Source organism: Microcoleus sp. FACHB-SPT15, assembly GCF_014849525.1.
Classification (GTDB): Bacteria; Cyanobacteriota; Cyanobacteriia; order Cyanobacteriales; family Coleofasciculaceae; genus Symplocastrum; species Symplocastrum torsivum.
The window spans coordinates 1-13687 of the sequence record NZ_JACJNU010000073.1 but is presented as its reverse complement, the minus strand read 5'-3'; the positions used below and the strand labels follow the sequence as shown (position 1 = coordinate 13687).

General features: G+C 46.9%; 12 protein-coding genes and 1 other RNA gene. 4 read left to right on the top strand and 9 right to left on the bottom strand.

From position 1 onward, the window contains the following. Positions 1–29: 29 nt before the first annotated feature. Positions 30–1034: a PRC-barrel domain-containing protein gene (locus H6F98_RS32575; protein ID WP_192222894.1), complete on the top strand. Its 1005-nt coding sequence runs from the start codon at positions 30–32 to the stop codon at positions 1032–1034. Between the two features lie 277 nt (positions 1035–1311). Here H6F98_RS32575 and mdh read toward each other — a convergent pair whose 3' ends face one another. The 5 genes from mdh to H6F98_RS32550 form a co-directional block, all read right to left on the bottom strand. Further along, entirely contained in the window at positions 1312–2283 is a 972-nt protein-coding gene (mdh, locus tag H6F98_RS32570; protein ID WP_192222893.1) for a malate dehydrogenase, read from the bottom strand. A 31-nt stretch (positions 2284–2314) separates the two neighbouring features. Continuing rightward, positions 2315–2557, bottom strand: coding sequence for an NAD(P)H-quinone oxidoreductase subunit O (locus H6F98_RS32565; RefSeq protein WP_192222892.1), 243 nt, complete (start codon positions 2555–2557; stop codon positions 2315–2317). Positions 2558–2696: 139 nt separating this feature from the next. After that, positions 2697–3545, bottom strand: coding sequence for a DNA-formamidopyrimidine glycosylase (locus H6F98_RS32560; protein WP_192222891.1), 849 nt, complete (start codon positions 3543–3545; stop codon positions 2697–2699). A 3-nt stretch (positions 3546–3548) separates the two neighbouring features. Next, complete coding sequence (locus H6F98_RS32555; protein ID WP_192222890.1) at positions 3549–3926, bottom strand: photosystem I reaction center subunit IV; 378 nt, start codon at positions 3924–3926, stop codon at positions 3549–3551. A gap of 180 nt (positions 3927–4106) precedes the next feature. Continuing rightward, a complete protein-coding gene (locus H6F98_RS32550) occupies positions 4107–4748 on the bottom strand; it encodes a DUF6391 domain-containing protein (RefSeq protein WP_192222889.1) in 642 nt (213 codons plus the stop codon). Positions 4749–5505: 757 nt separating this feature from the next. On the opposite strand from H6F98_RS32550, the gene H6F98_RS32545 reads away from it, so the two are divergent. From H6F98_RS32545 to H6F98_RS32535, 3 genes are all read left to right on the top strand, one after another. Further along, entirely contained in the window at positions 5506–7020 is a 1515-nt protein-coding gene (locus tag H6F98_RS32545; RefSeq protein ID WP_192222888.1) for a serine/threonine-protein kinase, read from the top strand. Between the two features lie 125 nt (positions 7021–7145). Continuing rightward, positions 7146–7535, top strand: a transfer-messenger RNA (tmRNA) gene (ssrA, locus tag H6F98_RS32540). Positions 7536–7935: 400 nt separating this feature from the next. Beyond that, positions 7936–8967 carry a RodZ family helix-turn-helix domain-containing protein gene (locus tag H6F98_RS32535; RefSeq protein WP_242058802.1) on the top strand — a complete coding sequence of 344 codons (1032 nt, stop codon included), beginning with the start codon at positions 7936–7938 and terminating at the stop codon, positions 8965–8967. A gap of 119 nt (positions 8968–9086) precedes the next feature. Here the strand turns inward: H6F98_RS32535 and proB are convergent, their stop codons facing one another. From proB to H6F98_RS32515, 4 genes are all read right to left on the bottom strand, one after another. Then, positions 9087–10199 (bottom strand): glutamate 5-kinase, encoded by a 1113-nt coding sequence (proB, locus tag H6F98_RS32530; RefSeq protein ID WP_192222886.1) that lies wholly within the window; start codon positions 10197–10199, stop codon positions 9087–9089. A gap of 245 nt (positions 10200–10444) precedes the next feature. Continuing rightward, positions 10445–11008, bottom strand: a complete 564-nt coding sequence (locus tag H6F98_RS32525; protein ID WP_192222885.1) for a YqeG family HAD IIIA-type phosphatase — start codon at positions 11006–11008, stop codon at positions 10445–10447. 552 nt (positions 11009–11560) lie between these two features. Beyond that, positions 11561–12652, bottom strand: a complete 1092-nt coding sequence (gene mltG, locus H6F98_RS32520) for an endolytic transglycosylase MltG (RefSeq protein ID WP_192222884.1) — start codon at positions 12650–12652, stop codon at positions 11561–11563. Positions 12653–12824: 172 nt separating this feature from the next. Next, positions 12825–13409: a DUF3727 domain-containing protein gene (locus H6F98_RS32515; RefSeq protein WP_192222883.1), complete on the bottom strand. Its 585-nt coding sequence runs from the start codon at positions 13407–13409 to the stop codon at positions 12825–12827. Between the last annotated feature and the right edge of the window lie 278 nt (positions 13410–13687).

Below are 13687 nucleotides of genomic sequence, written 5' to 3'. Positions count from 1 at the left end.
AGGAATCGAGATCGGGATTGCAAAACATAATGACAACTGAAATAATTCGTCAACGTTCCGATATTTTAAATACTCAGGTAGTCACTATCGACAGCGCCAAGCGCCTGGGAGTCGTTAAGGAGCTTTTGGTAGACATTGATCGGCGCGAAGTGGTAGCGCTAGGTTTGCGAGATAACTTGCTCTCGGTTGCTGGGATGCCACGCTATATGCTCCTGAGCAGCATTCGACGGATTGGCGATACGATCCTGGTTGATGACGAAGATGTAATTGAAGATATTGACGTTGATGCCTACAGCACCCTGATTAACAGCGAAGTCATTACAGAAACGGGCGAAATGCTCGGTCGGGTAAGAGGCTTTAAATTCAGTATTGAAGACGGCAAAGTGTCTTCGTTGATTGTTGCGTCGTTGGGCTTACCGCAGATTCCTGACCAAGTTATTAGTACTTATGAGCTGCCAGTCGACTTAATTGTCAGCAGCGGACCAAACCGCTTGATTGTGTTTGAAGGTGCTGAAGAGCAGCTACTTCAGCTAACGGTTGGCGTTTTAGAGCGTTTGGGTGTGGGTAGACCACCTTGGGAGCGAGAAGAAGAGGAAGGCTACTATACTCCTACCGCTCGACCAGAGAATCAACTAGGAACGGGAATTCCTGTTCGTACACCTGTGTCTCAACCTATCCAAGCGGCGACACCAGTAGAAGAATCCTGGGATGAGGATGATTGGCAAGACGAGCCAGAACCAGAGCCGATTCCGATACGTCGCCAAGCCCCCGCACCCCGATATCTGGAACAAGAACTCGAAGAAGACAACTGGGGTGATGAAAGAGTGGATGCGCCCCGGCTCAACCGATATGAGGAGCCAGCGTACAACGAGCCTTCTCGCTACGGAAAAGATTATGTAGATGAGTACGAAGATTACGAAGTTGAGGGTGATGCCTGGGATGATGATGATGACCCTGAGCCTTACAAAGCTCCACGAGTCAACATTCCAGAGAAGACCAAAGCCCCTGAATATGAAGAGGAAGCGGGCTATTAATACCAAGTAGCACTCAACTAGCAACTTTGTAGAGACGTTCCGATGGAACGTCTCTATGAGCGATAGTAGATCTATCTTGAAAGACTACTTTTATCCTTCGTTGTGAGCCTAGCTTCATGGAGTTTCTCGCATAATCCTTGGATGCCCCCTAAATCCCTCAATTCTGGGGGACTTTGAAGTTCCAGTTCCCGGCAAAATTGGGCGGCTAGGGGAGCGAAAATCGGTTTCTCTCAACCCAACCTCAAGGACAAAGTAGGTAAGTTATTTAATTAAATTCTTAATTCTTAAGCATCTCGGATGCTTTTTTGATGCCTTGGCGTACTGACTCAGCAGACGATTTGAGAGCCTCGTGTTCAGCATCCGTAAGATTGAGTTCTATCACTCGTTCGATGCCGCGACAGCCCAATCGACAGGGAACTCCTATAAAAATATCATTTAAATCATATTCGCCCTGAAGATAGGCAGATGCTGGAACCTGGCGCGACTGTTTTTTTAGAATAGCTTCTACCATCAAGCAGGTGGAAGAGGCGGGTGCAAAATAGGCTCCACCCGTCTGCATGAGTTCCACAATTTCTGCACCACCGTGGCGAGTCCGTTCTACCAAACGCTCAATCGTAACTGTATCCATCAATTCAGTAATGGGAATACCATTAACCGTAGAGTAGCGAGGCAAGGGAACCATTAAATCCCCATGCCCTCCCAGAACCAAGGCGCTGACATCCCGGACGCAAACCCCTAATTCCATAGCAATAAAGGTTTGGAATCGAGCTGAGTCCAGAACACCTGCCATTCCCATGACGCGGCGCGGCGGGAGATTAGTCGCTTGCCATGCTAGATAAGTTAGGATATCTAGGGGATTTGTGACAATAATTAACAGAGCATCAGGTGAGTGAGCGATCGCATTTTTAGCTGCCTCCACGACAATCTTTGCATTAATCTGCAACAGGTCGTCCCGGTTCATCCCCGGTTTCCGGGGGCTTCCAGCAGTAATTACAACAATCGCAGAACCAGCCGTCTCGGCATAGTCACAAGTACCAATAATCTGGCAATCATGACGCTCAATTCCCCGTGCCTCCAGTAAATCCAGAGCAAGAGCTTGAGGCAGACCATTTACAATATCGAGTAGCACGACATCGGCAAGATTCTTCTCTACAATCCGTTGCGCGAGAGTGCTACCGACCCGACCGCAGCCAATCACTGCGACACGATTGCCTGTGTCTGGAATGGTGGACATAGGGGAAGATGCCATGAGTTAAGAAGCGCGACTGAAATGACTTGTCCTAAGCGTCAGACGCGGCTGCAGTACCTATGGATTCTAGCTGATCCATGCGTAACCAAACATTGGGAGTAGGTACCTGACCAAACTTGATCAGGGCATAATCACCTCTGGTATCTACAACTTCCCCCTTAGTTTCAAATATGTAAGGAGGAAAGCGTGAATCACTGGCTTGCTCTTCTAAGCTACCTTCCAGCTTTTCGCGGATAGCACGAACCAAAGACCCTTTTTTAATTTTGTCTGCCATAATGTTCGATTTATTGCAAAGCGATCAATCCCTTTGTTTAGCATTTTACGCTCGTTTTGTAGGTTATTCGTTCTTTGTTGTTGATTGTTTGTAAGACACAAGAAGACAAACAACTAATAACCAATAACCAAAAAGCTGATCAGCGCTGACACTTCGCACAGAAGTGAGATGAACGTCCTGCTAGCTTAAGGCGCTGAATCGATGTGCCACAGACACGACAAGGCTCACCCGTGCGACCATACACCCAGGCAACTCCGCTGTAATTGCCATTAATGCCTTGTACATTGAGAAAATTACTAAAGGTAGTGCCACCAACCTCAATGCTTGCTTGCAAGACTTGGATAACTGATGTGCGAATCCGCTCAATTTGCTCTAAACTCAGAGCCGAACACACCGTCTCTGGTGGGATACCGCTCAAGAACAAGGCTTCATCAGCATAAATATTTCCTACACCTGCCACTAACTCCTGATCCAGCAGTGCAGTTTTTATGGGACGCTGACGATTTCGCAGCTTTCCAGCTAGGTACTCGGTTGAAAAATCAGCAGAAAACGGTTCTGGTCCCAGCCTTTTCAAACCCGTGATAATGCTTTCTGGCGCAACATCGGGTGGCACCCACCACATCTGACCAAAGGTTCGTAGGTCAACAAAACGTAATTCGCGGCTGCCTTGGAAGAACAATCGCACTCGCGTGTGTTTTTGTAATGGGTCTTCTTGATTGAACCACAGCAACTGACCCGTCATTCGCAGGTGGACACCCAACCAGCCAGCGTCGCCTGAGTTTAATTTACTCAGTTGTGCAAGTAAATATTTGCCGCGTCGATGCCAGCCTGTAATTGTAACGTTCTTGAGCTGTGCTAAAAACTCACCTACAGAAATTGGGTGAGCGATCGTGCGAGCAAGCAACACATCGCCACCCAAAATTACCTGGTTCAAGGTTACTTGATTTAAACCCAGGCGGACTGTTTCAACTTCAGGTAACTCTGGCACGTCTTAACGCGCTTCCGTTCCCTGATTAGGATCGCCTTCTACAGCTTTGTCACCACCCGGTTCCTCTGGTACCTTAGGAGCTTTCGGATTATTGGTTGTAGTACCCTGACCTGTCTTACGCACTCTCTCGTCTGTGGGGGTGCTTTTGCCGCCACCCGCTGTTTGCAAGACTTGTTTTGTCTTGGGTGAGGGTGCTTCAACCTCTAGGAGTTCCTCCAAGGCATAGTTATTGGTATTGACACCTGCGTAGTTGACTCTCTCAAAACGGACAATTACTGGGTATTTGATACCGCTTTGGTCTACAGTCGCGACAACGCCAACATCCTGAAACCAGTAAGATTCTTTTCTGAGAACTCGTACTTTAGAACCACGTTGAACCATAAGAGTTTTTTCCCTTGCGCTCTAGCTTTACAGCGTACTACTCGTTGTGGGCTATCTGTTTAATCTGCCTTTTAAGTTTTATTACTGATTGGACATTGGCGACTGGGAACTGGGGGCTAAATTGCTGGCAAAACCTCCTAGTTCCAAGCTTTCAGCGAAAATCTCGATTTCAAAATGCGCCTACTCCTGCCACCGAACTTGGACGAAATGCGCCGGACGCCCCCAGATATCGGACGTGGGCGTAATGTCCACAACTGTCAGGTTAAAAGGAATAGCTGTTGTCAAGTATCGTTGGGCAAGGCTACCAATATCAGGGGTTAGTTGAGTCGCTGCTGCTGCGGCTATACCCAGACCGATAATTTGCTCAATGGGACCTCGTGGCAGAAGTAGATGAGTGCCTAACGCCAGCCCAGCGGTTAAAAACATACCGACAGAGAGATTAGTGCCGCAACGCGGATGTACTGCCAAGTCCCATTCTCCTGTTGTAAGGCGCTGCAAGGCAGTGGGAACAGCTCTTCTCAAATCAGCTAGGTTTACCCGACCATAGAGATAAAAACCCTCGTCAGTGGATAAGCCTCCTAAAGTTACATTGTCTGACTGCCGAGTCGTTGTTGAACCATTGGCATTACCAAGATTCCCTCGCTCACCAAGAACCCAAACAGTTGCGTGTTCTAGAGCATGGACTTGACGCAGCATGAGAATTTCTTTCAAACCCGGAACAAAATTTAGTTGCCTGAGTAAGTCAGCATCCTGTGTCGGTTGCGGCGTGACAAACTCAAAGTCCCAGAAGTTCCCCGTTTGGGCAGAAGCAGTATTAGTCATAACAGTACTACCTCAAATACATATTGATTAACGAATGGTCTTTTTACTTTAGCGTTCACATTGGCATTGCGTTGTAAAGCTTGGTGAATATAGGGCAAATCAATTAACCTGATGGTATGTTTGATCAACACTTTTTCTTCAAGGAAATTGGATAGATCCAATTTTCTAAATTTGTTTTAATACTAAATTATTTCCGTAGATAAAGTATAAAGAAATCAGAAAGTAAAAATATTTCATTGCTCGGCACTTACTTTATTTAGCTTTATTAAATTCTAAGTTATCGTCTTATTTTTATATATCCATAGAGTTTTTTTCAAAATCTCAGGTGCCTATTTCAGCGATAAGAGAGAGTTGTCGCTTTGGAAGAATTGAATTCTCCTGTCAGCACACAAACCTATCGCATTAGATAAAAATTCGATTGTACATATCTATTCGATACTGGGTAGTGGCAATAATTTGATGAACTAGTCTAGCAAGGCGGAAATAACTATTTAGTTGAAAAAGGTTAAGAAGCTCACTGTATAAGCAATATTCATTCTGCCCTGGAGCCTCCTGCATAAGAGCCTTCTTGCACTAGCGTTCTACTCACGAAAGGCAATTTTGAGCTAGAGTGAGGAGTTGGTTGATACAGGCAACGTATTTATACTCTTAACAGAGAGCTTAATTGCAACTTAGGTACGAGTGCTGCGTCAATATACCAGTTGTTAGACTCTCCTGAGAAGACTAACAACCGAAAATGAACAACGGTGTCAGCGTTATGAACTCGTTAGTTGGCAAAACTTTACAGGGTGGCAAATATACCATAGAGCAAGAATTGGGACGGGGTGGCTTTGGGGTTACGTTCAAAGCCACCCATCACTACTTGGGTCAGCTAGTGGTGATTAAAACCCTTAACGAGTCCCTGCACTTACACTCAGACTTTGCCCGGTTTCAGCGCCAGTTTCAAGATGAAGCGCGACGGCTGGCTTTATGCATTCATCCGAATATTGTCCGGGTTAGTGACTTCTTTGTAGAAGCGGGTTCACCTTACATGGTTATGGACTATGTAGCAGGTCAGACTTTGCAAGCTGTTGTGTTTCAAGGACAAGCTTTAAGTGAAGCAACAGCGATTAACTACATCCGACAAATTGGAGAAGCCTTAAAGGTTGTACATCAAAAGGGCTTACTTCATCGGGATATCAAGCCAGAGAACATCATCCTGCGGCAAGGTACCCAGGAAGTAGTTTTAATTGACTTTGGGATTGCACGAGAGTTTAAAACTGACTCAACTCAAACCCATACAAGTATGGTTTCTGAGGGTTATGCTCCGATTGAACAGTATTTAAGCAAGGAAAAGCGTACACCCGCATCGGATGTCTACGGTTTGGCGGCAACGCTTTATGCTTTGTTGACTAAACAAGTCCCGACCCCGGCTGTAATTCGCGATCGCCAACCGATGAGTGCCCCCCGCGATTTACAACCTCATGTGAGTGCAGCGCTTAACCAAGCGGTGATGCGAGGTATGGCAGTAGAGGCGCGTTACCGACCAGCCAGTGTAGATGAATGGTTGTCACTTTTACCTGACCCTTATGACCAGGGTAGTACTACGGTACCTGGATTAAGCCGAATCCAGACAGTAGCAACGATTCCTATTGTTCCCCAACCGTTACCTGAAATTAAGCCAGAATCGCCGCCTGCTACTCAGGTTCAAGGTGTTAAGCGCTTAGGTACTCCTAAAATTTTAGCTGGGATGGGATTGGCGATCGCAACAGGTTTAGCGGCTGTAGGCACGGTCTGGCATCAGTCCCAAAAACCTCAAGAAACCTCAGATCCCCCCACTACCCAACCATCAATTTTTCCTACTGTACAGCCTAGAGTTGATGAAGTCCAGGAGGATACACTGCCAAAGCGGACTAAACCAGTAGAGGTAGTTCGCCCTTCTCCCCCAGTGCAGACACCCGTGCGCCGATCTTCTCGTCGCCGCAAAGAATCTCAGCAGACGCCAGTCAGCGCACCCGCACCTGCCTCGCCATCACCAACGCCAGTAAAGACAAACACTTTATCTGTGCCAGCAGGTGAAGCACCTGACCCTGTACCCACCTCAAACCCAGCCACTTCAACTAGTCAACCTCAGCCATCGGCAGCACCGCAAGCGTCCCCAGCTTCACAAGCTGCCCCACCACCACCATCAACCAGTGCGCCAGCTGAACAACCTGTAACACCACCCCCACCACCGGAAGACGCTCTCCCAAAGAAGCCTGAACCCAATACGACGGAGAATGAGAACAATTGAATTTAGTTAGGATTTTGATGCCCCAGATTGAGCTATAGGAAATTCTGAACTCCAGCAGTCCCCGCTTTCTGAACTTCTCTTGTGACACTCCTGATTCCCCGACTATAATGGTAAATAGATGACATGGGGCCTTAATGGTTTCGACGTGTTGGCGAAAGCCGCCCCGTGATTCAGGTCGAGAGTGAGTCTTCTCTCGTTAATACCGGACTCAAAAAAAAAGTAAATGCGAACAACATCGTTCCTTTCGCTCGTAAGGCTGCTCCTGTAGCTGCTTAATAACCTCTAATCGGTTCGAGCGTCTATAGTTTGACTCCGTTAAGGACTATAGACCAACCCCAACGGATGCTCTCTTTAGCTGCCTTTGGTCGGCTGAGGGGAAAAGACTTCACCAAAGAATCCTGTCATCCGGGATAATGGATGGTTCCCGCCCTGAGGGTTAGAAGGGCTAAACCTGTGAATGAACGGTAGGTCAATACCCAAGGCGGACACGGGTTCAATTCCCGTAGGCTCCACTTAAATAAACCACCTCAGACTTAAAATTCGAGGTGGTTTTTGGTTTTTGGGAAGGGTCATGGCAGGTGCCGTACGCAAGGAGCGATCGCTTTTAGCTTAATTTCCTTTAGTCACTTCAGAAGAAAAATCTCTCCCATCTCCCTACAAGTCTTGTAGGGCGGCTTATTCGCTCAAGATCCAATCCACAAAGGCTTTTTCTAACACAACTCTCCGGATTTGTCCTTAGGCTGCTCGAAAGGTTACATAGAAAGCCCAAGCCCAATGTCAATTTAGCAGCAACTTTGGTGGGTGTACTGGTAGCACTCCCATCTTTATCCTTATGTGGCTCACCGGAGTTAGGGGTAATTCGCCTCTGGTCAAAACAGTTTTATTCAAGTACGGAAATAACAGGCAGCTATGGTAATGCAACCTACATACGGTAACGGTTTTATCGAATCCCCACCTATTGAGATTACTCAGGAAGGACTACGAAATGTCCTAACTCAGATAGAAGCGGAACTGCTCGATAGCGAAGTTTACCGCCGTACCATGGCTGGGTTACAGACGATGCTAGGAGAGGGATTTGGCACTGCTCAAATTTTAGTTAAAGCAGTCGGGCGAGAAGCCGTTCGGTTGACATTCCAGCAATTTGTCAGACAGTATAAAATCGTTCCTGTGACTAAGGACGGAACGAACAAAGCTGGTCAAGAGGAGACAAATCCCCCCCCCATGGTAAATGAGCAACCAGTGCAGGCAGAATCACAGCCTCATGCAACCTCCATCGAAGAAGCTACCCCTTCCGTTGAGAAAGCCAAAAGCCCCGGTTTCATCAGCAGAACATTTGGTGAGACTAAGTCGGCAAAAAAAACAAGTAAGGCAGAACTAGCGGCACAAGCGATCGCACAACAGCGAGAGGAATTTCTGCGTCAAGTCGGTCAAGAACTGCGGCAAGCACGTCAAGCGCGATCGCTTAGTGTACAGCAACTTCATACTCAAACCCTTGTACCACTTCATCACATTGAATCATTGGAAACGGGGCGCATAGACCAGTTACCAGAGGATGTCTATGTTCGCGGCTTCATCCGTCGAATCGGCTGTGCTTTGGGTTTGAATGGTGTGGCGATCGCAGATTCCATTCCGCAACCTGACCCTGTGAAATCTGTAGTTCCCTCCTGGTACGAATCCCCAGCAATCCCAGGTGTTCAACTGAATTCAGTACACTTGTACCTTGGTTATACAGCTCTCATTGCAGGAGCAGTTGGAGGACTAGGTTTAATGTCGAAACAAGCGATTTCAGGTACATCAGTAGAGGTTGAGCCAGCTACTCCTTCTCAAGCCTCCGTCTCTCCTAAAGCTGATCGTGCAGAAGCAACGAGTAAACCTGGATTAAAAGCTAGCAAAAACGGTGTCAAAGCGGGAGTTGATATTGCTCCCCCTGAGGCATCAAACTATTAAGCGATTGCACATTTGATTAACCGTATGAACTTATAGGCAAAAGGTTGAAGGGAAAGGAGAATAGGTCGTTACCTTTCTCCTTTCCCGCTTGATCTAAAATCAGATGTGCAACAGCTAAGCTAATTGCTCAGAACTAAGTTATCACGGTGAACAACAGTTTCTGCGCCAGCGTAGCCCAAAATAGCAGGGATTTTGTCGGATTGATGCCCTCGAATTTTCTGGAGTTCAGTGCTGCTGTAGTTGACTAGCCCTCTAGCAATTTCCGTGCCAGTGCTGTCGCATAGCTGTACTGCTTCTGATGAGCGAAAATCTCCCTCAATCGCCGTAATTCCAGCCGCTAATAGGGATTTCCCGGCTTGGACTATTGCTGCTACTGCCCCACTATCGAGATAAAGCTTACCTGTTGGAACGAGGTTGTGGGCAATCCAACGCTTGCGGGCATTGCCAGTCCGGGGCTGTGCTTCAAACTGCGTGCCGAGAGGTTCTCCCTGCAAGATTTTTTCAATGGCTTCAGGGCGACGTCCTTCCATAATCACCGTCCTCACCCCTGCACTGGTAGCGATACGAGCAGCAGAAATTTTTGTAACCATGCCACCAGTACCCCACTGAGAACCTGCGTCACCCGTTTGTATCTGTAATTCTTCTAGCTGCTCAATGCTGTTGACGAGTGTAATTGGTTGGGCATCCGGTACCAGACGTGGATCAGCAGAGTAAAGCCTGTCTACGTCGGTTAATAAGAATAACCAGTCGGCTTCAATTAAACTTGCTACTAGGGCGCTGAGTGTATCATTATCGCCAAACTTTAGTTCCTCGACAGCAACGGTGTCATTTTCATTCACGACTGGGATAACGCCCAATTGCAGCAAAGCCCGAAATGTCGCGTAGGCGTTGACGTAGCAGCTACGCTGTACAAAGTCACGACGGCTCAGGAGAACTTGGGCGATCGGTTGAGAGAGGCTAGTAAAAAAATCATCGTATACCCGCATCAGGCGTCCCTGACCGACAGCGGCAACGGCTTGTTTAAGAGCCATTGTTTGGGGTCGTGACTTTAATCCTAGTCGCGCACAACCTATCCCTACGGCTCCAGAGGTCACTAGCACGATGCGATGACCTGAGACTCGCAGCTGAGTAAGAGTTTCAACTATTTTGGCAATGGTCGAGAGAGCTAGCTGGCTTGTGGCTGGTTGGGTCAGACTGGACGTGCCAACTTTAACAACAATCGTTTGGGGCATGGAGTGATTTTACAGGTTCTTGCTCACTAGAAAGTGGTGTTACGCCTCCATATTCACAACGACTGAGACTTCTTTGCAATACGAAACTATAAAGCGCCCACTTCTCAACAATGAGAAGCTTGGCGCTCTAAAAGGAGTAATCATGAACTTTTTATAATTAGGGTCTTTATATTGGCTGACCCCATTTGAACCATTACTAAGAATCTCATGAATTCCTTAAAACATTGGTCTTCATAATCTTTTTTTTATATTTCGCTTTCTCTTGATTTGTCAGGTTTATTTAAGTTTTGTTGCGTGGAAGTGATTGTTACTCCTAAGGATTGAGATATCCAAACTTCAAAATCACGAGTTGGGTAGGAAGTGACCGTTCTCGCTGGGTCTACCATCGGTTCTACAAGGATGGTGAACATCCCCAAGCGATTGCCTGCCAGCACATCTGTAAATAAGCGATCGCCTACCATAGCAACCTGTTGCACAGGGAGATTCATCGCCTCCGCTGCTTTTTTGAGCTTTCGCCGTGAAGGCTTACGTGCCCCTAGCATATAGGGCAAATTGAGCGACTTGGCAATGCTACTAATTCGACTTTCACTAAGATTGTTACTAACGAGCCAGATCGATACCACAGGTCTAACCTGCTCCACCCACTCCATAAGTTCTGTGGAAGCTTTAGTTGCTCTCAAAGGTACTAGAGTTTCATCAACATCCAACACTAGACCCTTGATCTGGTAGTGCTTTAGGATATCTTGAGTCAGGCTCAAGATTGGGCCTCCCAAGATTAAATCAGGCTGTAAATTTGATAACCAAGACATCAGTAGTTATTAGTAATCTGCTTGCATTCTGACAATTTAACGTTCTTCTCTTTAAAGATTCCTTCGTTTTTCAGGATACTAACCTTAGCTAGCTCAAGTTGCTGATAGTATTGAAGCCTTTTTTCGTACCAATGGTTGTGATGCACTAGTTTTGGAGGTTCAAGGGGATATCACTGTTCTTAAGAGCTTATCCAAAACGTCATGATGGTGACATTCAAATACTTGTGTAGCCTACAGCAAATCTCAAGCCGTCTACATCTGTCAATTCAAATCCCATAACCACTTTGAGGTAGGTTCTCATCTTAATCCCGTGAGATTAATTTCTATACAAGCTCCCCCTTTTGGCTGTGTTTTCCTGTTCGTATAGCGTGATACGACAAAAGCCTTGGCTACGCCTACCATCTGGTCACTTGCAGTGGACTTTAAACCTAGGTTGCTCAAGGGAATAACCAACCAGACTTCGTATTAAGGGTTCACGTTCTTAGATGCAATTACCTTTCGCTAAGGTTAACACTCTAAGCCAGTAACTAGCAGCTATAGCAAGAGTACTGGTTAAGGAGAGGCTTGTTGCTGGGCTTGCCGTTGTTTGCGGATAGCGACTTTAGCGGCTTCGTGAGCTTCTACCGTTTTACTGAAAACGTGAGTGCCATCGTACCGAGCAACGAAAAAGAGGTAATCAGTATTTTCAGGATTGAGTGCAGCTTTCAGACTAGCAACACCCGGACTCGCAATTGGGGTGGGGGGTAGACCAGGGTTGAGGTAGGTGTTGTAAGGCGAGGGAACTCTTACTTGTGCATAGGTCAGGGGCTGATCAGCCGTTTGTCGAATGTTTAGTCCATATTCAACAGTTGGATCAGTTTCTAGTCTCATCCCTTGACGTAGACGAGCGGCAAAGACTCCAGCAATGCGAGAGCGTTCAGCAGGAATGACTGCCTCTTTTTCCACAATGCTAGCTAAGGTTACCCACTGAGCAAAGTTGAGCTGAGTTTGTTGTTGTCCTTGCTGATACAACGGTAGCGCTACCTGCTCAAAGCGGTTGAGCATCAGTTCGATGACTTGTTGGGGCGAAACGCGATCGCTCGGTAGCTGATAAGTATCTGGGTACAGATACCCTTCTAAGTGCGGTATCCCATCGGGTAGCCAAGGATATTTATCTTTAGGAATTTGACTCGCCGCCGTTAGGAAGTCTTGAGCTTTGAAATAGCCCAAAGACTCAAAATAAGTCGCCATCTGCTGAAGTGACCATCCTTCAGGGATAGTGAACGAGAGCTGCATCACCTCGCCACTCCAAATTTTCTGGGCAATGGATTGTAGCGGTTCTGTTGGTGATAGTTTGTAAGTTCCTGCTTGAAATCCACCCTCACGATCTTGGAACCTCAGCCAATATGTCCATAGCTTCCAGGCGTGGGACGAGCGAATTAAACCAGCAGCTTCCAGGTCATTACCAATCTGCTGTGCTGCTGTCCCTGAAGGGATTTGAATCTGTACATCGTTTCCTGCTGTTGTACTGGAAGCAGGAGCTAGAGTAGGTGGTGACTGTGCCCAACTCCACCACGCCCAGCCCTGCCATGCACAGACAGCCAGTGTTAGTGGTAGCAAAGCAAGATAATATGACCACTTGGAGATGCTTCTGACAGCTTTCATATTGGTGTACTACTAAAGATGAGAGGGGAGCAAGAGGGTGAAGAAAAAAATTTTACCCGATAATTTCTTCAAGACATCACCCTTGATTTAGACAAGATTTTGCCTACAAGGGTTGTGGTATTTTGGGAAATCACTACTTCTGGACTCTCCCTCTCTGTCTTTGGTAAGATGCTCACTCCTCGTCTAGTTCATCAAACAGCAGTTCTTCCAGCAGCGGCTGCACTTTTTTAAATTCTTCTGGGGAAAGTAACTCAGGCTCACCAGCTTCATTTCTCTGAGCAAAAAATAGGAGTGGATCGAGGGGAGTGTAGATCCCGTACTCCTGTTCTTCATGATAGAAGCTAGCAAGAAGCTGAAACTGCTCTGGTTCTAGTTCGACATCATCTTCCTCAATTTCAATGGTGAGGATATCGTCCTCATTCACAGATGGGAGTTCACCCGCAACGGTGAGCGTGAAGGCAGTGCGCTTGAGGGTAAGATTTTGCTCAGCGAGAACCGCTTGGGCATCAGAGAAGACTAAATCAATCTCCTCGTCATCTTCAAGGAGAGTAGCGTCAGCTAAGTCTTCGTCTTCTTCTTCATCCCAGACAACAATTTCCACAGGGGAATCCACAGGTAAGAGGAGTAGGTATTCGGAACCTTCTACCTCCAGAGAATGCTCAACGTAGCAATTGAGCGATCGCCCTGCTGCATCCGTTAGCGTGATGCTTTCGTTACCAGATTGCCCATTCTCGTGGGGTAATTCAGATGAGAACATGGCAGATATACTGCGATCCAATATTAAAGGGGATAGGGAACAGCCAATCTCCACAGCGACTTAATTCACTACGGAGCAGGGCGCAAACATCAGGATATCACGGCACAAGAGCCACAAATCGTTTACTTCTGATGTGAGTAGAATTAGCCTCCCAATTCGCTCAGGCTAGTGCAGCGCGGCAGAAATAACCCACCAGTCTAGACGGTCTTTGCGTAGCCTTTGTACTTCCACTCAAATGGTTTAGCCAGGGTTCGGTTGAAATATTCAATAAATACCAA

What these genes read in the sequence shown, in the direction of transcription:
- H6F98_RS32575 (WP_192222894.1), top strand. Translation starts at nt 30, where the DNA reads ATGACAACTGAAATAATTCGTCAACGTTCCGATATTTTAAATACTCAG.
- mdh (WP_192222893.1), bottom strand. Translation starts at nt 2,283, where the DNA reads ATGGCATCTTCCCCTATGTCCACCATTCCAGACACAGGCAATCGTGTC.
- H6F98_RS32565 (WP_192222892.1), bottom strand. Translation starts at nt 2,557, where the DNA reads ATGGCAGACAAAATTAAAAAAGGGTCTTTGGTTCGTGCTATCCGCGAA.
- H6F98_RS32555 (WP_192222890.1), bottom strand. Translation starts at nt 3,926, where the DNA reads ATGGTTCAACGTGGTTCTAAAGTACGAGTTCTCAGAAAAGAATCTTAC.
- H6F98_RS32550 (WP_192222889.1), bottom strand. Translation starts at nt 4,748, where the DNA reads ATGACTAATACTGCTTCTGCCCAAACGGGGAACTTCTGGGACTTTGAG.
- H6F98_RS32545 (WP_192222888.1), top strand. Translation starts at nt 5,506, where the DNA reads ATGAACTCGTTAGTTGGCAAAACTTTACAGGGTGGCAAATATACCATA.
- H6F98_RS32535 (WP_242058802.1), top strand. Translation starts at nt 7,936, where the DNA reads ATGCAACCTACATACGGTAACGGTTTTATCGAATCCCCACCTATTGAG.
- proB (WP_192222886.1), bottom strand. Translation starts at nt 10,199, where the DNA reads ATGCCCCAAACGATTGTTGTTAAAGTTGGCACGTCCAGTCTGACCCAA.
- H6F98_RS32525 (WP_192222885.1), bottom strand. Translation starts at nt 11,008, where the DNA reads ATGTCTTGGTTATCAAATTTACAGCCTGATTTAATCTTGGGAGGCCCA.
- mltG (WP_192222884.1), bottom strand. Translation starts at nt 12,652, where the DNA reads ATGAAAGCTGTCAGAAGCATCTCCAAGTGGTCATATTATCTTGCTTTG.
- H6F98_RS32515 (WP_192222883.1), bottom strand. Translation starts at nt 13,409, where the DNA reads ATGTTCTCATCTGAATTACCCCACGAGAATGGGCAATCTGGTAACGAA.